Source organism: Micromonospora halotolerans, assembly GCF_032108445.1.
Taxonomy (GTDB): Bacteria; Actinomycetota; Actinomycetes; order Mycobacteriales; family Micromonosporaceae; genus Micromonospora; species Micromonospora halotolerans.
Genome location: NZ_CP134876.1, coordinates 2,006,363 through 2,033,344, shown reverse-complemented (window position 1 = coordinate 2,033,344; position 26,982 = coordinate 2,006,363). Strand labels below are relative to the sequence as shown.

Sequence of the window (26,982 nt, the reverse complement as noted above, 5' to 3'; positions counted from 1 at the left end):
GGACCAGAAGGAGAATTCATGGGTGTGGTGACACGAGACGTGTGCACCGCCGCCGAGGAGACCGACGCGGAGATCATCAGCCGGATGCACGGGGATCCGGCCGTGTTCGACGCCATCTTCGACCGCTACTACCTGGCGATCCACGGCTATGCCACGCGGCGACTGGGCCGGGACCTGGCCGACGACGTGGCGGCGGAGACGTTCCTGGTCGCGTTCGACCACTGGCGGCGGTACGACACCACGCGACAGAGCGCCCGGCCGTGGCTGTTCGGCATCGCGTCCAACCTCATCGCCGGGCACCAGCGGGCCGAAGCGCGGCGGTACCGGGCGCTGGCCCGGGCCGAGCACACCAACACGGCCGACCGGGACAGCCACGACGGGCCGGCCGAACAGGTGGCCGTACGGCTGGACGCCCAGGCCGTGCGCGGACGGCTCGCGGCGGCGCTGGAGGAGATCGCCCCGGCCGACCGGGAAGTGGTGCTGCTGGTCGCCTGGGCCGACCTGACCTGCGAAGAGGTGGCCCGCGCGCTGGAGATCCCCGCCGGCACCGTCCGGTCCCGGCTGCACCGGGCGCGCACCAGATTGCGGGCAGCGCTGGGTGGCGCCGACCCGACGGCAACCGGAGAGGACTTCGAGTGATCGACGACATCACCGCGCTGCGGGAGAGCTGGAGCGAGGCCGAGCCGCCCTCGCCGGAGGCACGGGACCGGGCCCGGGCGGCGCTGCGGGCCCGGATCGCCGAGCACGGGGCCGCCGTGCCGAGCCGGCCGGAACGGCACGGCCGGCGCCTGCCGGGCTGGGCCTGGCGGTCCGGGCTCGCCGCTCTCGGGGCGGCCGCCCTGGTCGCCGGGGTGGTCGCGGCCGGCGGCCCCGACCCGGCGACCCCGCCGGCACGCCCGGCGCCGTACGTGGCGAGTGGGCCGGTGGCGCAGACCTTCGAACTGGCCGCCGTGCACGCCGAGACCGAACCGTTCACGCCACCGCGCCCCGACCAGTGGACCTACGTCGAGCTGCGGATCGTCCGCGGCAAGATCGCCCAGGACAAGGGTCAGGACACCCGCGAGACCACGCGGTCGTGGCAGCGCGCCGACGGGCGGCAGAGTGCCGTCATGCTCGACGGCAAGCTCGAAGTCAGCACGGAGAGCACGGACCTGCCGCAGGTCACGCCGCCGCAGGACTACCCGACGCTGGCCGGGCTGCCCACCGATCCGCGGGCGCTGCTCGAGTGGCTCCGCGACCGGAGCCCGTCCGGCAGGGACGGCGACGAGGTCGCGTACAACCTGATCGACTCGATGCTGCGGGACAACGTGCTGCCACCCGGCGTGAAGGCGACCCTGCTGCGGGCACTGGCCCTGATCCCCGGTGTCACCCGGTCCAGCGGGCCGGTTGACTTCGACGGGCGCCCGGCGATCGCGCTCGGGATGGTGCAGGACGGCTGGCGGCAGGAGGACATCCTGCTCGACCCGACCACCCACGAGTTCCTCGGCGGCCGGACCGTCGTGGTCGAGGACCACACGACCCCCGAGGGGGTCCGCCTGAAGGAGGGTGACGTCGAGGTCGAGCTGATCCGCGTTGCCGGCAGGATCGTGGACGCGCCGGGCCAGACCGGCTGACCCATCGGGTACGGGGACCAGGTTCCGCCCTGGTCGGGTCGCCTGCCACCGCTCCGAGCCGGGTTGGTCTCGCCGCGGTGGCAGGCGACCGGTCCGGCGGCGCGTACCGGCCGCGCCATAACAGATCAATCCGGTGGCCGAGGTTTGTCCACAACCAGCGAGGTTGTCCACAGGGGAGGCGGATCCGGGCGAGGACTCGCGGCTTTCGGCGGCAGGCTGCTTCGCGGCACGTCCGAGTCCGACCGCTGGAGGCCGCCATGCCGCCCCGTACCCCGCTGCCGCCGTACCGCCGGCTGCCCCTGCTCGTCACCGCCGACGGCGACCTCCTCGACGAGCTGCTGCGGCTCGCCGCGGCCGGCGGAACCGAGGTCGAGCTGGCCGCCGATCCCGCCGCCGCGCGGGCCCGCTGGACGCCGGCGCCGCTGGTGCTCGTCGGCGCCGACCAGGCGCAGGCCTGCCTGCGGGCCCGGCTGCCGCGCCGGCCCCGGACGGTGCTGGTCGGCCGCTCCGGCCAGCTCGATCCGGGTACGCGGATCGCCGAGCTGATCGGCGCCGAGCACGTCGCCACCCTGCCCGCGGCCGAGCCGTGGCTGGTCGACCGGTTCGCCGAATGCGCGGGCGAGCCCCCGGGCGGCGGCCCGTCGCGGGTCGTGGCGGTGCTCGGCGGGCGGGGCGGCGCCGGGGCGAGCGTGCTGGCCGGTGGCCTCGCCGTCACCGCGGCCCGGGCCCGACTGCGCACCCTCCTGGTGGACGCCGACCCGCTCGGCGGCGGCCTCGACCTCGTGCTCGGCTGGGAGCAGCTCGAAGGGCTCCGCTGGCCCGGGCTCACCGGCACCGACGGCCGGGTGGACCCGCCGTCGCTGGTCCGGGCCCTGCCCAGCCGTGGCGACCTGGTCGTGCTCTCGTGGGACCGGGGCGCACTGCGGCACCTGCCCGCCGAGGCGATGGCCGCCACCGTCGACGCCGCCCGCCGGGGCCGCGACATGGTCGTCCTCGACCTGCCCCGGCACCTGGACGACGCGGCCGTGGTCGCCCTCCAGGCGGCCGACCGGGCGCTGATCGTCGTGCCGGCCGAGCTGCGGGCCACCGCCGCCGCGGCCCGGGTGGTCGCCGTGGCCGCACCGCACTGCGCCGACCTGGCGGTGATCGTGCGAGGCCCCGCCCCGGGGCGGCTCAAGGCCGGCGAGGTGGCTCGCGCGCTCGGGCTGCCGCTCGCCGGCACGCTCCGGCCCGAGCCGGGGCTGTGCCGCGGGCTGGAACGGGGCGAGGCGCCGGCCGCCAGCGGCAAGGGCCCGCTCGCCGCGCTCTGCCAGCGACTCCTCGACGAGCTGACCGACGTGCCCGCCGCGGGTGCGGCGTGAGCGGCCCGGCCGACTCCGAGGACCTGGCCGTCCGCGTCCGGCACCGGTTCGCCGCCGACGCCACGCCGGTCACGCCCGCGGCCATCGTCTCCGCCGTACGCGCCGAGCCGGACGCCGCCGTGCTCGGCGACACCGCCCTGCTCCGCATCGCCGACCGGGTCCACGACGACCTCGTCGGCGCCGGCCCACTCGCACCGCTGCTCGCCGACCCGCAGGTCACCGACGTCTTGGTGAACGGCACCCGGGTCTGGGTCGACCGCGGGCGGGGGCTGCACCAGGTGGCCGTGCCGCTGGGCACCGTCGACGACGTGCGCCGGCTGGCCCAGCGCCTCACCGCGGCCGCGGGACGCCGGCTCGACGACGCCTCCCCGTACGCCGACGCCCGGCTGCCCGACGGCACCCGCCTGCACGCGGTGCTGCCACCGGTGGCGACCGACGGGCCCTACCTGTCGCTGCGCACCTTCCGGCAACGGCCGTTCACCCTCGACGAGCTGGTCCGGCAGGGCACCGTGCCCCGGCCGGTCGCCCCGCTGCTCGCCGCCGTGGTGGCCGCCCGGCTGGCGTACCTGGTGACCGGCGGCACCGGCTCCGGCAAGACCACCCTGCTCAACACGCTGCTCGGGCTGGTGCCCGGGACCGAGCGGATCGTGCTGGTGGAGGACGCGGCCGAGCTGCGGCCCGTGCACCCGCACGTGATCGGCCTCCAGGCGCGGACGTCGAACGTGGAGGGTGCCGGGGCGGTCGGGCTGAGCGACCTGGTCCGGCAGGCGCTGCGGATGCGACCGGACCGGCTGGTGGTGGGCGAGTGCCGGGGCGCCGAGGTGGTCGACCTGCTCGCCGCGTTGAACACCGGCCACGACGGCGGGGCCGGCACCCTGCACGCCAACGCCCCGGCGGACGTGCCGGCCCGGCTGGAGGCGCTCGGGATGCTCGGTGGTCTGCCCCGGGCCGCCCTGCACGCCCAGGTCGCCGCCGCGCTCCAGGTCCTTTTGCAGGTCCGACGGACCACGGAGGGTCGCGTGCTGGAGTCGATCGGTCTGCTCCTGCCCGAGGGATCCGAGCGGGTGGTCACCGTGGTCCCCGCCTGGACACGCGGTCGCGGGCTCGGGCTGGCCGCCCGGCCGCTCGGCGCCCTGCTCCGCGAGCGGGGCGTGACCGTGCCGCCGATCCTCTGCGTGGCGTGGCCCGGCTCTGGGGGGCCGTCGTGACCGGTCAGGTGTGGCTGGTGGTCGTGCTGCTGGCCGGCGCCGCGGTCACGGTCGCCTGGCCGGTACGCGCCAACCGGATCCGGCAGCACGCCGTCCTCGACCTGGGCAGTCGCACCGGTCCGGGCGGTCCCCGGCTGCGGTGCGTCGGCCCGGGTGCGGGGCCCGGGCCGGTGGTACGGGCGTCCGGCACCCAGCTGCCCGGCACGCTGCTCGGACATCCCGCTGACCGCGCCCTTCCGGGGCGCCCGCCCGGGCGACGCGACCCGACGCGCCCGACCACCGGGCCGGTCCCGACCGATCGTGCGCACCGGCCAAGACTGGGTGACGCTCCGATCCCCACCGGTCGCGCACACCGCCTCCGGCTGGTCGCCGCGCTCCCGCTCCGGCGATCGGATGTCGCCTCGACGGCGACCGGCCCTGCCGCGCGTGCCCCGCTGTCCGGGCGGACCGCCCTGCCGGCGGCGGCCGTGCTCGGCGCCGGGGCCGGGGCGCTGCTCGGCGGCCCGGTGGCCGCGCTGGCCCTGGCCGCCTACGGTGCGCTCGCCGCCCGGGCGGTGCTGCGCCGGCGGGCCCGCCAGGCTACCGACCTGGCCCACCGCCGCGACCTGGACCAGATCGGCGCGCTCGCCGCCGACCTGCGGGCCGGGCTGCCCGCCGGCGACGCGATCGGCGACGGACCGCGGCGTACCGCCCGGTTGGCGCGAGCCGCCGTGCGGTTGGCCGACCGCACCGGAGCGCCCCTGGCCGAGCTGCTGGAACGGGTCGAGGCCGACGCCCGGACGGCGGACCGGGGCATGGCCGCGGCCTCGGCGCAGGCGGCCGGTGCCCGGGCGACCGCCTGGCTGCTCGCCGCGCTACCCCTCGGCGGGATCGGGTTGGGGTACGCCATCGGCGTCGACCCGGTGGCCGTGCTCCTGCACACCCCGGTCGGCGGCGGCTGCGCCCTGGCGGCGGTGGCACTGCAGATCGGCGGGCTGCTCTGGGCGGAGCGCCTCGGCGCGGCACCCGGGCGGGCCGCCTGATGTCGCGGCAGGTGGTGGCCGCGGCCTGCCTGGGCGCGGCGGCGTTGCTCGTGGTCGCGTCCCGCTCCGCCGTCCGTCCGGCCCGGCGGCTGCGCCGTCTCGCGCTCACCCGGCGGGCGCAGCGGAGCCGCCCGGCCTGGTGGCCGGATCGGATCAGGTTCGGCGCCGGCCTGGCGGGTGTGGCGGCGCTGGTCGTGGTGGGCGGGTGGCCCGGTCTGCTCGTCGGTGCGCTGGCCGGGACGGCCGCCGATCGCCTGCTGCGCCGGGTCGAGCCGCGGGCCGTCCGGGACCGCCGGCTCCGGGAGACCGCCGACCTACCGCTGGCCGCCGACCTGCTGGCCGCCGTGCTCCGGGCCGGCGCACCGGTGGACCGCTCGGTGCTGGCGGTGGCCGAGGCGCTCGGTGGGCCGCTCGCCGACCGGCTCGGCCGGGTCGGGCGGACGCTCGAACTCGGTGGCACGGCGGCGGAGGCGTGGGACCACCTGCGGCCCGTGCCCGGGGCGGACCGTCTGGTCACCGGCGCCATCCGCTCGTCGAGCAGCGGCGCCGCGCTGGCCGGCGCGCTCACCCGGCTCGCCGACGACCTGCGGTCCGACCGCTCGACCGCGGCCGAGGCGGCCGCCCGACGGGCCGGCGTGCTCATCGTGCTGCCGCTGGGGCTCTGTTTCCTGCCCGCCTTCATTCTCGCCGGCCTGGTGCCGGTGATCGTCGCCGTCCTCGGCGACGTGCTGTGACCCTCCGAGAAAGGAAGCACGACATGCGCAAACTCCTCACCCGCCTGCGCGGCGACGCCGGGATGAACACGGCCGAGTACGCCGTCGGCACCCTCGCGGCGGTCGCCTTCGCCGGGATCCTGCTGAAGGTGCTCACCTCCGGCAACGTGCAGTCCGCGCTCACCGCCGTCATCGACCGGGCCTTGAAGTGACCGGCCGCCGGCGGGCCGGCTGCCACTTCGGTTCCCACCCGGGCTCTCCGCCCGGCACGGCAGGCACCGGGCGCCCGGGGCGGGTCGGCTCGCGGCGGCCGTGGGGTGCGCGGGAGCGGGGCTCGTTCACGGCCGAGTTGGCGGCCGGCCTGCCGGCGCTGATGCTGCTCCTCTTCGCCGGCCTCACCGCGGTCGGCGCCGTCACCACGCGGGCCGGCTGCCTCGACGCGGCTCGGGAAGCGGCACTGGCCGCCGCCCGGGGCGAACCGGGGTCGACGGCCGGCTCGCGGTACGCCCCGGCCGGAGCGGACATCTCGGTGACCGTGGCCGACGACCGTGTCACCGTGACCGTCCGGGCACCGGTCCGGAGCTTCGGCGCCCGGCTGCCCCGCCTCACCGTGGCCGGCACGGCGGTGGCGGCCGTCGAACCCGGTGCCCCCGGACCACGACCATGACCGCGCGGGACGGGACTGGTCCGGCGGGCCCGGGGCGCCGGCGGGCACACCGGGCCGCGAGGGTGACTGACCTGCGGCAACACCGCGACGCCGAGCGGGGTGGGGCGACCGTGTGCCTGCTCGCCGTGGGGTTGGTGCTCGTGCTGGTCGGGCTCTTCGGCGCCGGGCTCGGCGCGGCCCGATGCGCGCGCCACCAGGCCCGGAACGCCGCCGACTTCGGGGCACTCGCCGGTGCCGGCCGGGCCCTGGAGGGCGCCGAGGCGGCGTGTGGACGGGCCGCCGACCTGGTCACGGCCAACGGCGGCCGGCTGGCGGCCTGCCGGCTCGACGGTCTCGACCTCGTCGTCACGACGGAGGTGAGCGTCGCCCCGCTGCCCTGGCTCGCCCGCGCGGCGACCGCCAGCTCCCGGGCGGGCCCGACCCGAGGCTGACGACCGTGGCCGGAGCGGAAACGCGGCGTCTGACGACCGTGGCCGGCGCCGGAGCGGAAACGCGGCGTCTGACGACCATGGCCCATGTTGGGGGCGCAAGCGCGGCGTCGGCAGCGTGGCTGGTGTCCGAGCCGAAGCGCTCCCCGCACGGGTGGGGCCGGTGTCGGAGCGGAGAAACCCACCGCCCCGACACCGGCCGCGCCGTCAACGTCAGCGGGACTGGAGGGCGTCCAGGCCGACCGCCATGGCGATCACGAGCCGCCGGTCGATCTGCGGGTGGTGGATGTCGACCACGTAGCGGTCGCGCAGGCCCCACTTCTTGTCGACCGAGAACACCGGCTGGCCGTTGGCCACGAAGTCGAAGTGGTAGGGCAGCCAGGAGAGCGAGTCGACGAAGCGGCGCAGCAGGGCCACCGGCAGGCTCCGCTCCTGCCCGGTGATCTGCGGCAGGCCGGCCTGCTCGACGTGCCAGGTGGAGCGCAGCAGCGACTGGGCGAAGTCCTTGCGGAACAGGCCGATCGGGGTGCCGGCGTGGTCGGTCACGTCGTACGTGGCGCCGAGGTCGAGGCGCTGGCGGGCCTTGAAGCCGAGCAGGGGGTACTGCTTGGAGTCATCGGTGTAGATGGTCACCTGCTCCTTGAACGCGAGCCGCTTCTGCTGCGCGAACGCGAGCAGCCCACCCTCCGAGCCGTCCGGCGCCACCGAGTGGACCTCGTACTGGTTGACCATCATCCGGATCCGCTGCCGGACGATGAACCGCTGCTGGGCCTGCAAGCTGTCGAGCTGCATCAAATTCTCCTTGAAGAGGTGAACGCCGGAGTCTCGCACAGCTCCGCCGTCACCGCGTGCCCGCGACCGGCGCGTTCCGACGGGTGACCCGCTCGCCGGCGGCCGGCCGGCGGTCATCGGCCGCCGTCGACCGTCGCCTTCATGGCCCAGGCGTTGAGCACCTGGTGAATGCCGCGCAGGCGCTCGTTGATCTGCTCCAGGCGCTCCGCCTGAGCCAGGTTGGCCAGCGCGACGCCCAGCGCGATCTGCTGGTCGGGGGTGAGGTTCTCCTGGTCGATCGTGTAGAGCAGGTCGACGGTCTCGGCGATCGTGTCGGCCACGGCGGTACCTCCGGCGCGAAGAATCTCGGGGATATGGAAGCGCTCCCATGCATCAATGCCCCGATGCCGACCCACTCATGCGCCCGTCCCACGAACCAGGAGGTCAGTCCGCGGCTCGCCCCTCCTGCCGGGGCAGCCCCGCCCCTCGCCCGCCCTCGGCCGCCGCCAGGTTGGCGAGGACCACGTCGAGGACCTTGACCGCGTCCGGCTTGGAGAGCGGGTTGTTGCCGTTGCCGCACTTCGGGGACTGCACGCAGGACGGGCACCCCGACTCGCAGCCGCACTCGGCGATCGCGTCCCGGGTGGCGCGCAGCCAGGCGGCGGCCGTCCCGTACGCCCGCTCGGCGAACCCCGCCCCGCCCGGGTGGCCGTCGTAGACGAAGACGGTGGGCGCCTCGGTGTCCGGGTGCAGCGCGGTGGAGAGCCCGCCGATGTCCCACCGGTCGCAGGTCGCCATGAGCGGCAGCAGGCCGATCGCGGCGTGCTCGGCGGCGTGCAGCGCCCCCGGGATGTCCGCCGCCTCGACTCCGGCGAGGGCCAGCGACTCCGGCGAGAGCGTGAACCAGACCGCGACGGTGCGCAGCTCCCGCGCCGGCAGGTCCAGCGGTCGGGCGTCGATCACCTCGCCGGTGGCGATCCGCCGCCGCTGGTAGGACACCACCTGGCTGGTCACGTCCACCTCGCCGAGGAAGAGCCCAACCGGTCCGGCGTCCACGTACGACCGGACGGAGACCACGGACAGCGAGGTGACGTCCCGGGCGTGGGTGGACCAGTCCGGCTCCTCGGCGTGCACCAGCGCGCACCCGTCGGCCAGGTCGAGCGAGTCGACCACGTACGAGACGCCCTGGTGCAGGTAGACCGCGCCGGAGTGCAGCAGGAAGTGCGAGGAGCCGCCGTCGACGGTGCCGAGCAGCCGGCCGGTGGACTCCTCCACCACGCAGACCGGGGCCCCGCCCTCGCCGCGCAGGTCGACCTCGGGGCGTTCCCGGTGCCGCCAGTACCAGCCGGTGGGCCGCTGCCGCAGCGCACCCGCCTCGACCAGCGAGTCGACCGCCTCCTTCGCGCCCTCACCGAAGAGTTCCAGGTCGGCCGGGGTGAGCGGGGCCTCGTGCGCGGCGCAGGCGAGCTGCGGCGCGAGCACGTACGGGTTGGCCGGGTCGAGCACGGTCGCCTCGACGGGGCGCCCGAACAGCGCCTCGGGGTGGTGCACCAGGTAGGTGTCGAGCGGGTCGTCCCGGGCCACCAGCACGGCGAGCGCCTCGTCGCCGGAGCGGCCCGCCCGGCCGGCCTGCTGCCAGAGCGACGCCCGGGTGCCCGGCCAGCCGCAGATCAGCACGGCGTCCAGCCCGACCAGGTCGACGCCGAGTTCCAGGGCGTTGGTGGAGGCCAGCCCGAGCAGGTCTCCGGTGAGCAGCGCGCGTTCCAGCTCCCGGCGCTCCTCGCGCAGGTAGCCGGCCCGGTAGGCGGCCACCCGGTCGCCGAGCCCGGGCACCGCCTCGTCGAGCGCCCGCCGGGCGTTCGCGGCGACCACCTCGGCGCCGCGCCGGGACCGCACGAAGGCGAGCGTGCGTACCCCCTCGATCACGCTGTCGGTCAGCAGATCGGCGGTCTCCCGCAGCGCCGAGCGGCGGACCGACACCAGGTCGGCAAGCTCCTCGTCCGCAGAGGGAGGAGGCAGCAGCGGCGGTTCCCAGAGCGCGAAGGTCACCCCGCCGCGCGGCGAGGCGTCCTCGGTGACGGCCGTGACGGGCAGGCCGGTGAGGCGTCCGGCCGCCGTCGCCGGGTCGCCCGACGTGGCCGAGGCCAGCACGAAGACCGGCGTACGCCCGTAGCGCGCGCACTGCCGGCGCAGCCGCCGCAGCACGTGTGCCACGTGCGAGCCGAACACGCCCCGGTAGGTGTGACACTCGTCGACCACCACGTACGCGAGCCGGCGCAGGAAGCCCGACCAGTGCGCGTGCCCGGGCAGGATGCCGTGGTGCAGCATGTCGGGGTTGGTCAGCACGAACCGGGAGTGCCGGCGGATCCACTCCCGCTCGGTGCGCGGGGTGTCCCCGTCGTAGGTGGCGGGGCGTACCCCCTCCAGCTCCAGGCCGGCGACGGCGCGGAGCTGGTCGGCGGCGAGCGCCTTGGTGGGAGCGAGGTAGAGCACCGTGGCGCGCGGGTCGGCGAGCAGGGTGCCCAGCGCCGGCAACTGGTAGGCCAGCGACTTGCCGGACGCCGTCCCGGTGGCCACCACGACGTGCTTCCCCGCGTACGCCAGCTCGGCGGCCTCGGCCTGGTGCCGCCACGGGGCGACCACGCCGCGCCGCGCGAACGCCGCCCGCAGCTCGTCGGGCGCCCAGTCCGGCCACGGCGCCGGCTCGCCGGCCCGGGCCGGCACCCGCTCGACGTGGGTGACCGGGTCGGTGGCGTGCCGCAGGCGCAGCCGGCGCAGCAGTTCGCCCGGCGCCCGGCCGGGGCCGCCGCCCGCCGATGCGGTGGCCGCTGATGACTGCTTCAGGTCGCGGCGCGGCGCCAGGCGCGCCGAGCTGAAGCTGTCAGAGGTCACGTCCTGCACTCTCGCACTGGTGTTCGGAATTGAAAACCCGGGGGGCTGGGTACGGGGAAGCCTTCGCCGGTGACCTGGAAGGGGCCGCGCGGGGGGATGGTTAGATGCCCTGAAGAGCTTACCGAGGAGGGACCGATGGAGCTGTCGCTGGCGACCCGCACCGTGGGGGAGCACACGGTGCTCGAGGTCGGCGGTGAGGTGGATGTCTACACCGCGCCGCGCCTGCGGGAACGGCTCCTGGAGTTGATCGACGGCGGCGCCCGCCGGGTCGTGGTGGACCTGGGCCGGGTGGACTTCCTCGACTCGACCGGCCTCGGCGTGCTGGTCGGCGCGCTCAAGCGGCTCCGCTCGGCCGGCGGGTCGTTCGCGCTGGTCTGCGACAAGGAGCCGCTGCTCAAGATCTTCCGGATCACGGCCCTGGATCAGGTCTTCCCGTTGCATCCCACGGTCGACGCGGCGATCAACGCCGACCCGACCGGCGCCGGCGCGTGATGGCGACCGTCAAGCTCTCGTTCTCCCCGGCTCCGGTGCACGTCCGCACCGCCCGCCTGGTCGGCGTCGCGGTGGCGCGCCGCGCCGGGGTCCGCGAGGACCTGCTCGACGAGGTGCGCCTGGCCATCGGCGAGGCGTGCACCCGGGCGGTCGCGCTGCACCGGCAGTACGGGCTGCCCGACCCGGTCTACGTGGAGATGTCCGACAGCGGGTCGTACACGGTGCGGGTGGTGGACCGCGCCCCGATCGAGGCGAGCATCGGTCTCGCCGCGCTGCCCCCGGACGAGCTGGCCAAGGAGTCGCTCAGCGAGGACGCGCTGACCACCGGGGTGGGGTTCGCCCTGCTCGCCGGTTTCGTCGAGGACCTCCAGGTCCGCCCGGTCGACGAGGGCGTCGGCACCGAGGTCCGGATGGTCTGGCCGGTCGGCCGCGCCTGATCCTGTCCGTCCGCAGGCCGCGTTCCCCTCGGGGAGCGCGGCCTCGTCGTGCTGCCCGGCGCTTATATCAGATTTCTTCACATAGCACAGTTACGAAGATCATCGAGACACCGTGGCCCCTCGGTGTGACCCTCACCACGCCGGAGGGCTACAGTACCCGGGTTGTCAGCAAGTGACCCGACTCGCAGCCAGCGGGAATGGGTGTTCATCGCTGGTCCGCCGGGGTGGGTTGGCGCGCGCTTGCGAGTCCGCAATCCAGGCGTCGGTCCGTGCGTCTCCACTGGCCGGCGCGAGTGTTCGGTACAGGAGGACATAGATGTCCGGGACCTTGGCCGCCGACGGCGGCGCACTGTCCCTTACCGGAGCCAACGTGACGTACGTCGTCATCGCCGCGGTCATCGCGCTGGTGGCGCTCGTCTTCGCGGCCGCCCTCACCAGGGCGGTCCTGGCGGCCGGTACGGGAACCACCAACATGCAGGAGATCTCCGGGGCGGTGCAGGAGGGCGCGTCCGCGTACCTGCTGCGGCAGTTCCGCACCCTGGCGATCTTCGTGGTGATCGCCGTCGTGCTGCTGTTCCTGCTGCCGGTGCACGACACCGACGGCAGCGAGATCCTCGTGAAGATCGGCCGGTCGGCGTTCTTCGTGGTGGGCGCGCTGTTCAGCGCGTTCATCGGCGGGGCCGGCATGTGGCTGGCCACCCGCGCCAACCTGCGGGTCGCCGCGGCCGCCCGGGAGCGGGAAGGCGGGCGCGAGGGCGCCATGAAGATCGCCTTCCGTACGGGTGGCGTGGTCGGCTTCCTCACCGTCGGTCTCGGCCTGTTCGGTGCGGCGCTGGTCGTCATCCTGTTCAAGGGTGACGCGCCGACCGTGCTGGAGGGCTTCGGCTTCGGCGCCGCGCTGCTCGCCATGTTCATGCGGGTCGGCGGCGGCATCTTCACCAAGGCCGCCGACGTGGGCGCCGACCTGGTCGGCAAGGTCGAGCAGGGCATCCCGGAGGACGACCCGCGCAACGCCGCGACCATCGCCGACAACGTGGGCGACAACGTGGGTGACTGCGCCGGCATGGCCGCCGACCTCTTCGAGTCGTACGCGGTCACCCTGGTCGCCGCGCTGATCCTCGGGCGCGCCGCGTTCGGCGAGGACGGCCTGGTCTTCCCGCTGATCATCTCCACCATCGGCGTGCTGGTCGCCATCGTCGGCGTCTTCATCACCCGGCTGCGCACGAGCGACCGCAACGGCCTGACCGCGATCAACCGGGCCTTCTACCTCTCCGCCGTGATCTCCGCCGTGCTGGTGGCGATCGCCGCGTTCGCGTACCTGCCGGCCACCTTCGGTGAGCTGGAGGGCGGGCTGACCGACGTGGACCGCAACCCGCGGCTCGTGGCCATCGGCGCGGTGGTCATCGGCATCGTGCTGGCCGCCGCGATCCAGGCGCTCACCGGCTACTTCACCGAGACCAACCGGCGCCCGGTGCAGGACATCGGCAAGAGCTCGCAGACCGGCGCGGCCACCGTCATCCTCGCCGGCATCAGCGTCGGCCTGGAGTCGGCGGTCTACTCGGCGCTGCTGATCGGCGCCGGCGTCTTCGGCGCGTTCCTGCTCGGCGGCAGCTCCATCACGCTGTCGCTGTTCGCGGTGGCGCTGGCCGGCACCGGCCTGCTCACCACCGTCGGCGTCATCGTCGCCATGGACACCTTCGGCCCGATCTCCGACAACGCCCAGGGCGTCGCCGAGATGTCCGGCGACATCGACGAGCACGGCGCGCGGACGCTGACCGAGCTGGACGCCGTCGGCAACACCACCAAGGCGATCACCAAGGGCATCGCGATCGCCACCGCGGTGCTGGCCGCGACCGCGCTGTTCGGCTCCTACACCGACACGCTGCGCTCCTCGTACGAGGACGCGGGCGTGGGCGACGTCGGCGCCGAGATCCTCAACTCGCTGAACGTGGCCAACCCGCGCAACCTGGTCGGCCTCATCATCGGCGCCGCGGTGGTCTTCCTCTTCTCCGGCCTGGCCATCAACGCGGTCTCCCGCTCGGCCGGCGCCGTGGTGATGGAGGTCCGCCGGCAGTTCCGCGAGCTGCCCGGCATCATGGACCGCACCCAGCGCCCCGAGTACGGCAAGGTCGTCGACATCTGCACCCGGGACGCGCAGCGCGAGCTGATGACCCCCGGCCTGCTGGCCATCCTGGCCCCGATCGCCGTGGGCTTCGGTCTCGGCCCGGGCGCGCTGGCCTCGTACCTGGCCGGTGCGATCGGCGCGGGCACCCTGATGGCCGTCTTCCTGGCCAACTCCGGTGGCGCCTGGGACAACGCCAAGAAGCTGGTGGAGGACGGCGCGTACGGCGGCAAGGGCTCCGAGTCGCATGCCGCGACCGTCATCGGCGACACCGTCGGCGACCCGTTCAAGGACACCGCCGGCCCGGCGATCAACCCGCTGATCAAGGTGATGAACCTGGTCTCGCTGCTGATCGCCCCGGCCGTGGTGGCCTGGAGCGTGGGCGACGACAAGAACCCGGCACTGCGCATCACGGTCGCCGTGGTGGCCGCGCTGATCATCGTGGCCGCGGTGGTGTTCAGCAAGCGCAAGGGCATCGCGATGGACGACTCCGACAGCGGTGCCGGCACCCCGGACCAGCAGGTGGAGACGGTCAACGCCTGACCCGGACGACGCGACGGTTCCCGGTCGGCCTCGGCCGGCCGGGAACCGTGCCGTCCGGCGGTCCCGTCCACGAAACCTGACCGGTGGCACTTCGACCGCAAGGTCGTACGCTGCTTCGCATGCGTACGCGCCGGGCGGCAACCGCCGGAAAGCTCACGGTGGTCCTGGCCACGCTGGTCCTCGTCGTCGCCGGCTGCGGTGGCCCCAGCCCGCAGGCCTGGGCCGCCTCGGTCTGCCAGGCGCTCAGCCCGTGGCGCGCCGAGATCAACAAGCTGACCAGCAGCACTCAGCAGCAGATGACCGCGCGGACCACCCCGGCGCAGGCGAAGGAGAACCTGGTCCGGCTCTTCGCCGGTGCCGAGGAGGCCAGCGAGACCGCCCGGCGCAAGGTCGAGGAGGCGGGCGTGCCGGAGACCGACCACGGCGACGAGATCTCCCTCGGGTTCCGCGCCTCGCTCAGCAAGGTGCGGGACGCGTACGGGCGGGCCCGGGACACCATCGACCGGCTGGACACCGCCCAGGCCGGCCCGTTCTACGACGGCGTGCGGGCCGCCGTGGACACGCTCAACACGGAGTACGACGCGAGCGCGCTGGACACCAGCCGGCTCAACTCGCCCGAGCTGAAAAAGGCCTTCGACGAGGTCCCGGAGTGTCGCTGACCCCACCCTCCCCGAGCCCGGCCCGCCAGCCCTCGCTGTTCTCCACCGAGGCGGCCGATCCGTCGCTGGCGGACCTCGCCGGCCTGCTCGCCGGGCCCGGGGAGGTGGTCCGGATGGGCGGGACGGCCCGAATCTCCGTGGTGGTGGACGCCGCCTGGCGGGTGCACGTGCTGGTGGCCGAGCTGGGCGCCCGGGGGATACCGGCGAGCTGGGAGCCGACCGGGGACGGGCGGCACGTCGTGCGCACCGCGTACGCCACCACGCTGTCCCCCCTCGCCCTGGCCTGGCTGCGTGGCACGGTGAAGCGGCCCCCGGCGGCGTTCCACCTCAACGGGCGGCGGTTGCGGCTGTGGCTCGCCGCCGCCGGGGCGGCCGACCCGGCCGGGTTCCGGCTCCGGCTCGGCCCGGCCGACGCGGAGTGTTGGCCGCCGGTGCGCGCCGCGCTGGCCGCCGTGGGGCTGCCGGCCGCGTTCGTGGAGGCGGACGAGGGCGGGCCGGCGTACCGGATCACCGGTCGACGGCGGGTGAACCGGCTGGCGGAGCTGGTGGGGGACCGGCCGCGGGCCGTGCCGGCGGCCGAGTGGCCGGAGACGCGCGGCTGATCCTCTGGCGCAAGCCCGGCGCGTGTCCGATCCCGGACGCACCGTGCGGGGGTTTGCGCAGGAAAACGACCGGTGTCCCCTCCGCCACGGGTGCGTGATCGTCACAGTGACCCGCTCGGCGCCCTACCCACGGTGTACGGTGGCGCCGTCCGGCGGGGTGCCGGCCGATGGTCGACGCCACCTGATCATTTGCCGCCCACGAAACCCGGAACGCGGACGGCGCGTTACGTTGGACATCCGGACCGCCGATGGTCCGGCGGTGTGCAACACGCCCCGAAGCGGGCATTGCGTAGGAGTGAGGTCGGGGAGAGACGTGCCGAGCAAAGCTGGAACCACCCGTCTGGTCATCGTCGAGTCACCGGCGAAGGCCAAGACGATCTCGGGCTACCTCGGCCCGGGGTACGTCGTGGAGGCCAGCTTCGGCCACGTCCGGGACCTGCCCCGCAACGCCGCCGAGATCCCGGCCGCCTACGAGGACAAGCCCTGGGCCCGGCTCGGCGTGGACGTGGACAACGGCTTCGCCGCGCTCTACGTGGTCTCCGCCGACCGGAAGAAGCAGATCACCAAGCTGAAGTCGCTGGCCAAGGAAGTCGACGAGATCTTCCTCGCCACCGACGAGGACCGCGAGGGCGAGGCGATCGCCTGGCACCTCGTGGAGACGTTGAAGCCCAAGGTGCCGGTCAAGCGGATGGTCTTCCACGAGATCACCAAGCCGGCCATCCAGGCCGCCGTGGCCAACCCCCGGGAGATCGACCGGGACCTGGTCGACGCCCAGGAGGCCCGGCGCATCCTCGACCGGCTCTACGGCTACGAGGTCTCCCCGGTGCTCTGGCGCAAGGTCCGCAGCGGCCTCTCCGCCGGCCGGGTGCAGTCCGTGGCGACCCGCATCGTGGTCGAGCGGGAGCGGCAGCGGATGGCGTTCCGCACCGCCGAGTACTGGGACATCCTGGCCACCCTGGCGGTCGCGAACCCCGGCGAGGGGCCGCGCACCTTCAACGCCACCCTCATCGCGCTGGGCGGCGACCGGATCGCCACCGGCAAGGATTTCGAGCCCACCACGGGCCGGGTCCGGGCCGGCGCCGGCGTGATGCACCTGGACGAGAGCGGCGCCCGGGGGCTGGCCGCGCGGCTGGACGGGCGGCCGTTCACGGTCACCCGGGTCGAGGAGAAGCCCTACCGCCGCCGCCCGTACGCGCCGTTCATCACCTCCACCCTCCAGCAGGAGGCGGCCCGCAAGCTCCGGCTCTCGTCGCAGCAGACGATGCGCACCGCGCAGCGGCTCTACGAGAACGGCTACATCACCTACATGCGTACCGACTCGGTGAACCTGTCGGAGACCGCCATCGCGGCGGCCCGCCGGCAGATCGCCGAGCTCTACGGCGAGCGCAGCGTGCCGCCGGAGCCGCGCCGCTACACCGGCAAGGTGAAGAACGCGCAGGAGGCGCACGAGGCGATCCGCCCGGCGGGCGACAACTTCCGCACCCCGGGCGAGGTGGCCAAGGAGCTGTCCGCCGAGGAGTTCAAGCTCTACGAGCTGATCTGGCGGCGCACCATCGCCTCGCAGATGACCGACGCGGTCGGCTCCAGCGTCTCGGTGCGCATCCGGGCGCTCTCCTCCGCCGGCGAGGAGGCCGACTTCGGCGCCACCGGCAAGACCATCACCGACCCCGGCTTCCTGCGCGCCTACGTCGAGTCCAGCGACGACGAGAACGCCGAGGCCGAGGACGCCGAGCGGCGGCTGCCCACCCTGACCAAGGACCAGCCGCTCACCGCCGACGAACTGTCCCCCCAGGGTCACCACACCCAGCCGCCCGCCCGCTACACCGAGGCGTCGCTGGTCAAGGCCCTGGAGGAGCTGGGCATCGGCCGCCCGTCGACCTACGCGTCGATCATGCAGACGATCCAGGACCGCGGGTACGTCTTCAAGCGCGGCCAGGCCATGATCCCGTCGTTCCTGGCGTTCGCGGTGATCGGGCTGCTGGAGCGGCACTACCCGCGCCTCATCGACTACGACTTCACGGCCAGCATGGAGAACGAGCTGGACGAGATCGCCGGCGGCGACCACGCGGCCGTCGACTTCCTCACCTCCTTCTACTTCGGCAGCGCCAACGGCACCGGCGACCAGGCCATCGCCCACGCGGGCGGGCTGAAGAAGCTGGTCACCGAGAACCTCAGCGACATCGACGCGCGCAGCGTCAACTCGATCCCGCTGTTCACCGAGGACGACGGGCGCGAGGTCGTCGTCCGGGTCGGCCGCTACGGGCCGTACCTCCAGCGGGCGCTGCCGGGCGAGCAGCCCACGCCCGCCGCGGAGGGCGAGGAGGGCGGCAGCCAGGGCGACCGGGCGCCGATCCCCGAGGGGCTGGCCCCCGACGAGCTGACCCCGGAGAAGGTGCACGAGCTGTTCCTCGGCGGCGGGGGCGAGCGCAAGCTCGGCGACGACCCGGCCACCGGCGAGCCGATCCTGCTCAAGTCCGGCCGCTTCGGCCCCTACGTGGCCAGCGGCGAGCGGAAGTCCTCGCTGCTGCGCTCGCAGTCGCCGGACAGCCTCACCCTCGAGCAGGCGTTGCAGCTGCTCAGCCTGCCCCGGGTGATCGGCACCGACCCCGAGGGCGCCGAGGTGGTGGCCAACAACGGCCGCTACGGCCCGTACGTCAAGCGCGGTGACGAGTTCCGCTCGCTGGACTCGGAAGACAAGATGTTCACCGTCACGCTGGACGAGGCGCTCGCCCTGCTGGCCGCCCCGAAGACCCGGCAGCGTCGGGCCGCCGCCCCGCCGCTGCGGGAGATGGGCAACGACCCGGCGACCGAGAAGCCGCTGGTCATCAAGGACGGCCGGTTCGGCCCGTACGTCACGGACGGGGAGACCAACGCCTCGCTGCGGCGCGGCCAGACCCCGGAGGCGCTGACCCTCGAGGAGGCCTCCGAGATGCTCGCCGAGAAGCGGGCGAAGGGTCCGGCGCCGAAGAAGAAGGCGGCGAAGAAGGCCGCCCCGGCCAAGAAGGCGGCGGCGAAGAAGACCGCCGCGGCGAAGTCCACGACCGCCAAGAAGACCACAACGGCGAAGGCCACCACAGCCAAGAAAACCCCAGCCAAAAAGGCAACACCAAAAAAGGCGACCACCTCGCCGGAGTAACCGCGCCTTCGAGATCTTGGAAGGAACTGGCCCTCATGGGGGCCATTTCCTTCCAAGATCTTTTCTTTGTCCACAGGGGCGGCGGGGAGAGGTGGGCGCTGGGCAGGGTTGGTACGTGGGGAGTTCCTGGGCGGGGTTGCGGCGGGCGGTGCCGGGCGACGACGCGGACGAACTGACCTGGTTGCTCTTCCGGCAGGAGGATGTGATCTCCCTGGCGCAGGCGCGGAAGCACCTGACCAGCAAGGCGATCCGGCACCGGGTGGCGACCGGTCGGTGGCGCCAGGCGCACCGCGCGGTCCTCGTCGCGCACAACGGCCCGATCGCTGCGGCCCAGCTCCGGTGGATCGCCGTGCTGGCCGCCGGTCCCACCGCACTGCTCGGCGGGCTCACCGCCGCCCAGGCGGGCGGGCTGCGCGGGTTCCCCGATCGGGTCGTGCACCTGCTGCTACCGGCTGCCCGTCGTCGTGCCCCGCTGCCAACGGGTGTTCGGGCGCACCGGACCAGTCACCTGCCGGACCGGGACGTGCTCCCGCTGGGACAGCCACCGCGGACGGCGGCTGCCCGGTCGATCGTCGACGCGGCCCAGTGGGCGCTCAACGACGGGCAGGCTCGGGCCGTCGTCGCGGCGGCATTCCAGCAGCGGTTGGTGGGCGGTGACGACCTGCACGAGGTCATCGACCGAATGCCGCGCCTCCGCCGGCGCCAACTGATCCTGACCACCGCGACGGACGCCGCCGGTGGCGCACATTCGCTGGGCGAGCTGGACCTGTTGGGTCTGGTCCGCCGCGCCGGACTGCCGGAACCGACACGCCAGCAGGTCCGGCGGGATGCGGCTGGCCGACGCCGCTACCTGGACGCGTACTTCGAGGAGTGGCGGGTGCATGTCGAGGTGGACGGTGGCCAGCATCTCGACCCGGCCCACGCCTGGGCGGACATGCGCCGGCAGAACGACCTCTGGGTGGAGGGTGACCGTGTCCTCCGGTTCCCCTCGTGGGCCCTGCGCGCGGACCCCGAGGCGGTCGTCACCCAACTCCGCGCCGCCCTCCATGCCGGCGGCTGGCGCGGCTGACGGCTCCCCGAGATCTTGGAAGGAACCGGCCCCCATGAGGGCCCCTTCCTTCCAAGATCCCCTAGGTCAGGCGCCCAGCACCTGCTGGAGGTATGGGTTGAGAAAGCGGTTGTCGGGGTCGAGGTGCTTGCGGACCGTCAGGAAGTCGCTGAACTTCGGGTATGCCGTGGCCAGGGACTCCGCGGTCCGCCAGTGCAGCTTGCCCCAGTGGGGGCGGCCGCCCAGGTCGGTCGCGACCTTCTCGAAGGCCCGGAAGTACGGCTCGTACGGCATCCCCACGTACTGGTGGATGGCCACGTACGCGGAGTCCCGCCCGTACCCGTGGGAGAGCCAGATGTCGTCGGCCGCGGTGAACCGCACCTCGACGGGGAACAGCACCTTGAACGGCAGCCCGTCCACGATCCGCTGCAGTTCCGCCAGCGCGGTGGGCAGGGCGGCGCGCGGGAGGCCGTACTCCATCTCCAGGAAGCGGACCCGGCGCGGGGTGCAGAAGACCCGGTCGGAGCGGCCGGTGTACGTGCGTTCGGTGAGCGCGCGGGCGGAGATCGCGCTGATCCCGGGGGCGAGCGAGGGCACGGCACGGCCCAGCCGGCAGGCGCCGGAGAAGACGGTGTTGGAGAGGAACTCGTCGTCCAACCAGCCGCGCCAGCGGGGCAGCGGCTGGTCGTCGGCGGGTACCCGGTCGTTGGTCTTGACCTGCACCCGGTCCGTGTAGGGGAACCAGTAGAACTCGGCGTGGTCGTGCTGCTCGACGAGGCCGGGCAGGTCGTCGAGCACGGCGGCGAGCGCCGCCGGGCGCTCGTGCGCGCGGAGCACGAACGCGTCGACGCAGCGGAGCGTGAGCTCGACCAGCACTCCGACGGCGCCGAGCCCGACCCGGGCGGCGGCGAACACGTCGCGGTGCTCGTCGGCGGAGCAGCGCAGCACCTCGCCGGTGCCGGTGACCAGGGTCAGTGCCGTGACGAAGGTGGACAGGCAGCCGAGTTTCGCGCCGGTGCCGTGGGTGCCGGTGGAGAGCGCCCCGGCGACCGTCTGCGCGTCGATGTCGCCGAGGTTGGGCAGTGCCAGGCCGTGGGCGGCGAGCAGGTCGTTGAGCGTGTGCAGGGTCATTCCGGCCGGTACGGTGACCAGGCGGCGAGCGGTGTCGACGGTGACCCCGGTGGCCAGGTCGGCGAGGTCGAGCCGGTGCCCGTCGGCGACGGCGGTGCCGGTGAAGGAGTGTCCGCTGCCCACCGCCCGGATCGTCCGGCCGGTGTCGGCGGCGTGGCGCACCGCCTCGGCGACCTCCTCGACGGTGCGTGGGCGCACCGTCAGGGCGGCGGTGCTGCGCTGGTTGCCGGCCCAGTTGGACCAGGCGGCTGCCGTGCCGGCCATCGAACGCTCCTCGATGTGAATATGAACTGACTTCATATCAGGAACGTTGTACCTGGTAAATACCGCAATCGAGCCCGGCTCGTTGTACCGGTAGTCACAGACTCGTGACGTGCAGATATGTTCATCCGTCGAAGGGGGGTGGCGCCGAGTGTCCACACCAGCCGCCACGACCGGGCCGCTGCGTCGGGTACCGGTGCAGGGTCGAAGTGTCGCGCGAGTCCAGCGGATGCTGGACGCCTGCGCCGAGCTCGTCGACGAGGTGGGGTACGAGGGTTTGACCACGACCCTTCTCGCCGAGCGTGCCGAGGTGGCGATCGGGTCGGTCTACCAGTTCTTTCCGGACAAGCGGGCCATCGTGCAGGCGCTGACGCTGCGCACGATGGAGTCCTATCTCCAGCGGCTCGACGAGCGGTTCTCCTCCGCCGACCTGACCCACTGGTGGGACGGCGTCGACGCGGCCATCGACGAGTACATCTCGATGCACCGCACGGTCCCGGGCTTTCGTACCCTGCACTTCGGCGACGTGGTCGACCTGCACCTGCTCGACGAGCAGCGGGACAACAACGGGGTGATCGCGGATCAGCTCGCCCGGGTGCTCACGGAACGGTTCGGTCTGGCCGGTGTGCCCGACCTCCGCTTCCACCTAGAGGTCGCGGTGGAGGCCGCGGACTCGCTGATCAAGCTGGCGTTCCGGCGGACGACCGAGGGCGACGAGCGGGTGCTGATCGAGGCGAAGGCGCTCATCCGGGAGTACCTGCACCGGCAGGTCGACGCCCGGACGGAGGCCGTGCAGCAGGGTTGAGCAGGACGTCACCGCTCTGGTGCCGGCGGTGACGGTTGAAGGTGCCCGCCCGGGTGCGACCGGGCAGGAGACGAGCGGCGGGTTCCCGAGGTGCGCCGGGACCCGCCGTGACCGTCTACAGGAACGCGTGGCCCTCGCCCCGGTAGGTCGGCACGGTGCCCACCACGCTGTCGCCGTCGACCAGATGCACCTCGTTGACGTGCTCGCACAGCTCGCCGGCCTTCGCGTGGCGGAACCACACCCGGTCGCCGATCCGCAGGGCGGTGGCGGCGTCGCCGGCCAGCGGGGTCTGCACTTCGCCCGCCCCCTCCGCGCCCAGCAGCTTCAGCCCGGCCGGCAGCCACGGCCGCGGGACCCGGCTGTCCGCGGGCGGGCCCGACGCGATCCAGCCGCCGCCGAGCACGGTGGCCAGCCCGGGCCCCGGGCGGCGGACCACCGCGCAGGCGAAGAACGCCGCCGGGGTGGGGCGCCAGGCGCGGTACGCGTCGAAGAGCGTCGGCCCGTACAGGCCGGAACCGGCGGTGACCTCGGTGACCGCGGGGTCGGCGCTGGTGGCCGCCACGCTGCCGGTGCCGCCGCCGTTGACGAACTCCAGGTCGGCGTGTTCGCGTACCGCGGCGACCGCGGCCGCCCGCCGGGCCAGCAGTTCCCGGTACGACCCGCGCTGGGTGACCCGGATGGCCGTGCCGAGCACCGCCTTCCCGGGCGGGGCGTCCCCGAGGCCGGCGATCTGCGCCTCGTACGACATGAGCCCGACCAGCCGGAAGCCCGGCCGGCCGGCGACGGCGGCGGCGAGCGTGCCGGCCGCCCCGGCGCTGTGCACGGGCGAGCGCCGCACGCCGACGTGCACCCGGCCGCCGAGCGGCCGCCAGGAGGCGTCCAGTTCGAGGCAGATCCGCAGCGCCGGCCGGCTACCGGGCGGGCTGACCTGGTCGATCAGGTCGAGCTGCCCGGCGTCGTCGACCATCAGGGTCACCGCCTCGGCGAGCGCCGGGTCGGCGGCCAGTTCGGCAAGCGCCCCGCGGTCGGCGGTCGGGTAGGCGACCAGGACGTCGTCGCTGACGCCGCTGCGGGCGAGCCAGAGCGCCTCGGGGAGGGTGAACGCCATCACGCCGCGCCAGCCGGGCCGGGCCAGCGCCCGGGTCAGCAGCTCCCGGACCCGGACCGACTTGCTGGCGATCCGGACCGGCTTGCCGGCGGCCCGGTCGACCAGCGCGCCGGCGTTCGCGTCGAAGGCGGAGAGGTCGACCACCGCGTACGGCGGGTCGAGGTGGGCGGTCGCCCGATCGAGGCGATCGCGAAGTTTGTCACGGTCGATGGCCACGTGTGCACGCTAACTGTCTGGACGCCAATGCGAAATACCCTCGCGTCTGTCCGGGCTGCGGCCGGTGGTCCCGGCGGCCTAGGCTCGGCGAGCAGGCGAATGTCGCAGAGGGGGTCGCATCTCGCCGCGACTAGAGTGTTGCACCGGGGATGCCCAGCTCTGGGCCGGCACGTGGAGGTACGGCCATCGAAAGCCAGAACAACGGCGAGTCGCCCGGCGTGTCGTCGCCCGCCGACCGCTCCGGTGCGGCCGCCATCCGGTCGGTGCTGCGCATCCGGCCGTTCCGCCGGCTGTGGGTCGTGCTCGGCGTCGCCTCCTTCGGCGACTGGCTCGGCCTGCTCGCCACCGCCCTCTTCGCCGCCGCCCAGGTCTCCGGCAGCACCGCCCAGGGTGCCGCCTTCGGCGGCGTGACCGCGATCCGGCTGCTCCCGGCGCTGGTGCTCGGTCCGGTGGCGGGCGTCTTCGCCGACCGGTTCGACCGGCGGTGGACGATGGTCATCTGCGACCTGCTGCGCTTCGTGCTCTTCGCCTCGATCCCGCTCTACGCGCTCACCGGCGCCGCGGGAGGGCTGGTGGTCGGCTGGGCGCTGATCGCCACGTTCCTGATCGAGTCGGTCACCCTGCTGTGGATCCCGGCCAAGGAGGCCGCGGTCCCCAACCTGATCCCGCGCACCCGGCTGGAGACGGCCAACCAGCTCACCCTGATCACCACGTACGGCCTGACCCCGGTGGCCGCGGCCATCGCCCTGGCCGTGCTCGACCGCGGGGTACGCGGGGCGGTCGGCGGCGACCTGCCCGACTGGGCCGAGCCGGCCCAGCTCGCCCTCTGGTTCAACGCCTTCTCCCGGCTGGCCACCGCACTGGTGGTGGCCTTCGGGATCAAGGAGATCAGCGAGGCCCAGCGCGGCGAGACGGAGCGCGTCGAGCAGAGCATGTTCCGCCAGTTCGCCGACGGCTGGAAATACATCGGCCAGACCCGGCTGGTACGCGGCCTGGTGCTGGGCATCTTCGGCGCCTTCGCGGGCGGCGGCATCGTGGTCGGCACGGCCAAGTTCTTCGCCAACTCGCTCGGCGCCGGTGACGCCGCGTTCTCGCTGCTCTTCGGCGCGATCTTCGTCGGCCTGGCGCTGGGCATCGGGCTCGGGCCGATGATCGTCCGGGACATGTCCCGGCGCCGCTGGTTCGGCATGAGCATCGTGCTGGCCAGCGCCTCGGTGCTGGTGCTCGCCTTCGCCATCCACCTGTCCATGGCGATGCTCGGCGCGATCCTGGTCGGCGCGGGCGCCGGCATGGCCTTCCTGGCCGGCACCACGCTGCTCGGCGGCGAGGTCGCCGACGAGGTGCGCGGTCGGGTCTTCGCGGTGGTGCAGATCGGCACCCGGCTGGTACTGATCCTGGCCATCGCGCTGAGCAGCCTCCTGGTCGGCGTCGGCGGCTCCCGCCAGCTGACCATCGCCGACCTGGGCATCTCGGTCTCCTCGACCCGCCTGCTGCTGCTCGCCGCGGGTGCCGCCGGCATCTTCGCCGGGATCAGCGCCTTCGGCCAGATGGACGACAAGAAGGGCGTGCCGGTCCTGGCCGACCTCTGGGGCTCGATCCGGGGCCGCCCGCTGATGCCGTCCGAGCCCTTCGTCTCCAGCGGCCTCTTCGTGGTCTTCGAGGGCGGCGAGGGCGCCGGCAAGTCCACCCAGCTCGCCGCGCTCGCCGACCGGCTGCGCGAGCAGGGCCGGGACGTCGTGGTCACCCGCGAGCCCGGGGCCACCGGCATCGGGGAGCGGATCCGCTCGCTGGTCCTGGAGACCTCCGGCGACGAGGCCCCGTCGCCGCGCGCCGAGGCGCTGCTCTACGCCGCCGACCGGGCGCACCACGTGGCCACCGTGGTCCGGCCGGCGCTGACCCGCGGCGCGGTCGTGATCAGCGACCGGTACGTCGACTCGTCGCTGGCGTACCAGGGGGCCGGGCGGACGCTGCCGGTCCAGGAGGTCTCCTGGCTCTCGTCGTGGGCCACCGGAGGGCTCAAGCCCGACCTCGTGGTGCTCCTCGACGTCGACCCGCACACCGGCCGCTCCCGCGTCGACTCCCGCAGCCGGGGCACCGACCGGCTGGAGGCCGAGTCGCTCCCGTTCCACGAGCGGGTCCGGTACGCCTTCCTCGACCTGGCCGCCGCCGACCCCAAGCGCTACCTGGTGCTCGACGCGTCCCGCCCGGTCGAGGAGATCGCCGCGGCGGTCGCCCGGCGGGTGGACGAGTTCCTCGTCGACCCGGCCGGCATCGTGCATCCGCGCCCGGCCCAGGGCCCCGACACCACGGTCCAGCCCGAGTTATCCGACGCGGAGCTGGTGACGATGGAGCGTCCCCGACGATGACGGACGTCTTCGCCGACCTGGTCGGGCAGGACGAGGCGGTGGCCACGCTCCGGCGGGCCGCCGCCTCGGCCGCCGCCCTGCTGCGCGCCGACGCCCCGGCGGTGGCGCGGGCGGGCGGCGGAGCAGGCCCGACCGGCGGCGACGACCTCGACGCGCTCGCCGAGGAGTTCGACGGGCCCGGCGGCGCCACCCCCGTCGACGCGGACGGCGCCGCCCCCGGCGCCGGGATGACCCACGCCTGGATCTTCACGGGGCCGCCCGGCTCCGGCCGGTCGGTGGCCGCGCGCGCCTTCGCCGCCGCCCTGCAGTGCGTGCACGGCACCGGCTGCGGCCACTGCCCCGGCTGCCACACCACCCTCACCGGCACCCACGCCGACGTGCGGCTGGTGGTGCCCGAGGGGCTCTCCATCGGCGTGAACGAGATGCGCGCGCTGGTGCTGCGGGCGGCCAGCACGCCGTCCGGCGGCCGCTGGCAGGTCGTCATCATCGAGGACGCCGACCGCCTCACCGAGGCCGCCGGCAACGCGCTGCTCAAGGCCATCGAGGAGCCGCCACCGCGTACCGTCTTCCTGCTCTGCGCCCCCTCCACCCACCCGGACGACATCTCGGTGACCATCCGGTCGCGGTGCCGGGTCGTGCCGCTGCGGCAGCCGCCGGCCGGCGCGGTGGCCGAGGTGCTCGTACGCCGGGATGGCATCGCCCCCGACGTGGCCGAGTGGGCTGCCGCGGCGGCGCAGGGACACGTGGGCCGGGCTCGGCGGCTGGCCCGCGACCCGGAGGCCCGGCAGCGCCGTGACGCCGTGCTCGCCGTGCCGCGCCGGCTGACCGGGGTCGGCGCCGCGTTCGACGCCGCCTCCGCGCTGATCGAGGCCGCCGAGGCGGAGGCCGCCGCGGCGGTCGCCGAGATGGACGAGTCGGAGCGGGCCGCGCTCCAGACCGCGCTCGGCGCGGGCGGCACCGGCCGGGGTGCGGCCGGAGCCATGCGGGGCGCCGCCGGGCAGCTCAAGGACCTGGAGCGGCGACAGAAGTCGCGGGCCACCCGGGCCCAGCGGGACGCGCTCGACCGGGCACTGGTCGACCTGGCCGGCTTCTACCGGGACGCGCTCACCATGGCGCTGCGGGCGCCGGTCGCTCCCGTGCACACCGACACGGCGGCGCTGGCCGCGGCCGGCGCGCAGAAGTGGGACGCCGAGGGGGCGCTGCGCCGGCTGGAGGCCGTGCTGGAGTGCCGGGCGGCGATCGAGGCGAACGTCAAGCCGCGGATCGCGGTGGAGGCCATGATGCTCGCCCTGTGGAAGGGCTGAGACGCCGGCCGAGGTTTGTCCACAGGGCATCGACAGGCTTTGTTGACTGCGGTACGGTCCGGTGTGGCCACGCGGTG

At 74.3% G+C, this 26,982-nt stretch carries 24 protein-coding genes; 19 read left to right on the top strand and 5 right to left on the bottom strand.

Annotated features, from left to right (window positions below):
• Positions 1-18 precede the first annotated feature (18 nt).
• From RMN56_RS09540 to RMN56_RS09500, 9 genes are all read left to right on the top strand, one after another.
• A complete protein-coding gene (locus tag RMN56_RS09540) occupies positions 19-639 on the top strand; it encodes an RNA polymerase sigma factor (RefSeq protein WP_313723469.1) in 621 nt (206 codons plus the stop codon).
• Positions 636-1,613, top strand: coding sequence for a CU044_5270 family protein (locus RMN56_RS09535; RefSeq protein ID WP_313723468.1), 978 nt, complete (start codon positions 636-638; stop codon positions 1,611-1,613). Before RMN56_RS09540 ends, RMN56_RS09535 begins: the two co-directional genes overlap by 4 nt.
• A 257-nt stretch (positions 1,614-1,870) precedes the next feature.
• Positions 1,871-2,974, top strand: coding sequence for a septum site-determining protein Ssd (gene ssd / locus RMN56_RS09530; protein ID WP_313723467.1), 1,104 nt, complete (start codon positions 1,871-1,873; stop codon positions 2,972-2,974).
• Positions 2,971-4,182, top strand: a complete 1,212-nt coding sequence (locus RMN56_RS09525; protein ID WP_313723466.1) for a TadA family conjugal transfer-associated ATPase — start codon at positions 2,971-2,973, stop codon at positions 4,180-4,182. The genes ssd and RMN56_RS09525 overlap by 4 nt, the downstream gene beginning before the upstream one ends.
• Entirely contained in the window at positions 4,179-5,204 is a 1,026-nt protein-coding gene (locus tag RMN56_RS09520; protein ID WP_313723465.1) for a type II secretion system F family protein, read from the top strand. Before RMN56_RS09525 ends, RMN56_RS09520 begins: the two co-directional genes overlap by 4 nt.
• Positions 5,204-5,938 carry a type II secretion system F family protein gene (locus RMN56_RS09515; protein ID WP_313723463.1) on the top strand — a complete coding sequence of 245 codons (735 nt, stop codon included), beginning with the start codon at positions 5,204-5,206 and terminating at the stop codon, positions 5,936-5,938. The genes RMN56_RS09520 and RMN56_RS09515 overlap by 1 nt, the downstream gene beginning before the upstream one ends.
• Before the next feature lie 23 nt (positions 5,939-5,961).
• Positions 5,962-6,129, top strand: a complete 168-nt coding sequence (locus tag RMN56_RS09510; protein WP_013283643.1) for a DUF4244 domain-containing protein — start codon at positions 5,962-5,964, stop codon at positions 6,127-6,129.
• 137 nt (positions 6,130-6,266) lie between these two features.
• On the top strand, positions 6,267-6,584 hold the full coding sequence (locus tag RMN56_RS09505) for a TadE family type IV pilus minor pilin (RefSeq protein WP_313724694.1): 318 nt from the start codon (positions 6,267-6,269) through the stop codon (positions 6,582-6,584).
• Between the two features lie 71 nt (positions 6,585-6,655).
• Positions 6,656-7,015, top strand: a complete 360-nt coding sequence (locus RMN56_RS09500) for an Rv3654c family TadE-like protein (RefSeq protein WP_313724693.1) — start codon at positions 6,656-6,658, stop codon at positions 7,013-7,015.
• Positions 7,016-7,225: 210 nt separating this feature from the next.
• Here the strand turns inward: RMN56_RS09500 and RMN56_RS09495 are convergent, their stop codons facing one another.
• The 3 genes from RMN56_RS09495 to RMN56_RS09485 form a co-directional block, all read right to left on the bottom strand.
• Positions 7,226-7,804, bottom strand: a complete 579-nt coding sequence (locus tag RMN56_RS09495; RefSeq protein WP_091315200.1) for an LURP-one-related family protein — start codon at positions 7,802-7,804, stop codon at positions 7,226-7,228.
• Positions 7,805-7,917: 113 nt separating this feature from the next.
• Positions 7,918-8,124 carry a hypothetical protein gene (locus RMN56_RS09490; protein ID WP_313723462.1) on the bottom strand — a complete coding sequence of 69 codons (207 nt, stop codon included), beginning with the start codon at positions 8,122-8,124 and terminating at the stop codon, positions 7,918-7,920.
• A 103-nt stretch (positions 8,125-8,227) separates the two neighbouring features.
• Positions 8,228-10,675 (bottom strand): DNA 3'-5' helicase SftH, encoded by a 2,448-nt coding sequence (locus tag RMN56_RS09485; protein ID WP_376787289.1) that lies wholly within the window; start codon positions 10,673-10,675, stop codon positions 8,228-8,230.
• Positions 10,676-10,810: 135 nt separating this feature from the next.
• On the opposite strand from RMN56_RS09485, the gene RMN56_RS09480 reads away from it, so the two are divergent.
• From RMN56_RS09480 to RMN56_RS09450, 7 genes are all read left to right on the top strand, one after another.
• The gene (locus RMN56_RS09480) at positions 10,811-11,167 is read left to right on the top strand and encodes an STAS domain-containing protein (protein ID WP_151462042.1); all 357 of its coding nucleotides are present in this window, start codon (positions 10,811-10,813) and stop codon (positions 11,165-11,167) included.
• Positions 11,164-11,604 (top strand): ATP-binding protein, encoded by a 441-nt coding sequence (locus RMN56_RS09475; protein WP_313723461.1) that lies wholly within the window; start codon positions 11,164-11,166, stop codon positions 11,602-11,604. Before RMN56_RS09480 ends, RMN56_RS09475 begins: the two co-directional genes overlap by 4 nt.
• A gap of 316 nt (positions 11,605-11,920) precedes the next feature.
• Positions 11,921-14,269 (top strand): sodium-translocating pyrophosphatase, encoded by a 2,349-nt coding sequence (locus RMN56_RS09470; RefSeq protein WP_313723459.1) that lies wholly within the window; start codon positions 11,921-11,923, stop codon positions 14,267-14,269.
• Positions 14,270-14,388: 119 nt separating this feature from the next.
• Positions 14,389-14,928 (top strand): hypothetical protein, encoded by a 540-nt coding sequence (locus RMN56_RS09465; protein ID WP_313723458.1) that lies wholly within the window; start codon positions 14,389-14,391, stop codon positions 14,926-14,928.
• Positions 14,919-15,530: a hypothetical protein gene (locus RMN56_RS09460; RefSeq protein ID WP_313723457.1), complete on the top strand. Its 612-nt coding sequence runs from the start codon at positions 14,919-14,921 to the stop codon at positions 15,528-15,530. The genes RMN56_RS09465 and RMN56_RS09460 overlap by 10 nt, the downstream gene beginning before the upstream one ends.
• A 313-nt stretch (positions 15,531-15,843) precedes the next feature.
• Positions 15,844-18,666 (top strand): type I DNA topoisomerase, encoded by a 2,823-nt coding sequence (topA, locus tag RMN56_RS09455; protein ID WP_313723456.1) that lies wholly within the window; start codon positions 15,844-15,846, stop codon positions 18,664-18,666.
• A 115-nt stretch (positions 18,667-18,781) separates the two neighbouring features.
• On the top strand, positions 18,782-19,735 hold the full coding sequence (locus RMN56_RS09450; protein ID WP_313723454.1) for an endonuclease domain-containing protein: 954 nt from the start codon (positions 18,782-18,784) through the stop codon (positions 19,733-19,735).
• 66 nt (positions 19,736-19,801) lie between these two features.
• Here RMN56_RS09450 and RMN56_RS09445 read toward each other — a convergent pair whose 3' ends face one another.
• Positions 19,802-21,109 carry a D-arabinono-1,4-lactone oxidase gene (locus RMN56_RS09445; RefSeq protein ID WP_313723453.1) on the bottom strand — a complete coding sequence of 436 codons (1,308 nt, stop codon included), beginning with the start codon at positions 21,107-21,109 and terminating at the stop codon, positions 19,802-19,804.
• A gap of 226 nt (positions 21,110-21,335) precedes the next feature.
• On the opposite strand from RMN56_RS09445, the gene RMN56_RS09440 reads away from it, so the two are divergent.
• A complete protein-coding gene (locus RMN56_RS09440; protein ID WP_313724691.1) occupies positions 21,336-21,911 on the top strand; it encodes a TetR/AcrR family transcriptional regulator in 576 nt (191 codons plus the stop codon).
• 115 nt (positions 21,912-22,026) lie between these two features.
• Here the strand turns inward: RMN56_RS09440 and RMN56_RS09435 are convergent, their stop codons facing one another.
• On the bottom strand, positions 22,027-23,235 hold the full coding sequence (locus RMN56_RS09435) for an amino acid deaminase/aldolase (RefSeq protein WP_313723452.1): 1,209 nt from the start codon (positions 23,233-23,235) through the stop codon (positions 22,027-22,029).
• 149 nt (positions 23,236-23,384) lie between these two features.
• Between RMN56_RS09435 and tmk the strand changes: the two genes are divergently transcribed.
• Both tmk and RMN56_RS09425 read left to right on the top strand, forming a co-directional pair.
• A complete protein-coding gene (gene tmk, locus RMN56_RS09430; protein WP_313723451.1) occupies positions 23,385-25,601 on the top strand; it encodes a dTMP kinase in 2,217 nt (738 codons plus the stop codon).
• The gene (locus tag RMN56_RS09425; RefSeq protein WP_313723450.1) at positions 25,598-26,905 is read left to right on the top strand and encodes a DNA polymerase III subunit delta'; all 1,308 of its coding nucleotides are present in this window, start codon (positions 25,598-25,600) and stop codon (positions 26,903-26,905) included. The genes tmk and RMN56_RS09425 overlap by 4 nt, the downstream gene beginning before the upstream one ends.
• The last annotated feature ends 77 nt before the right edge of the window (positions 26,906-26,982 follow it).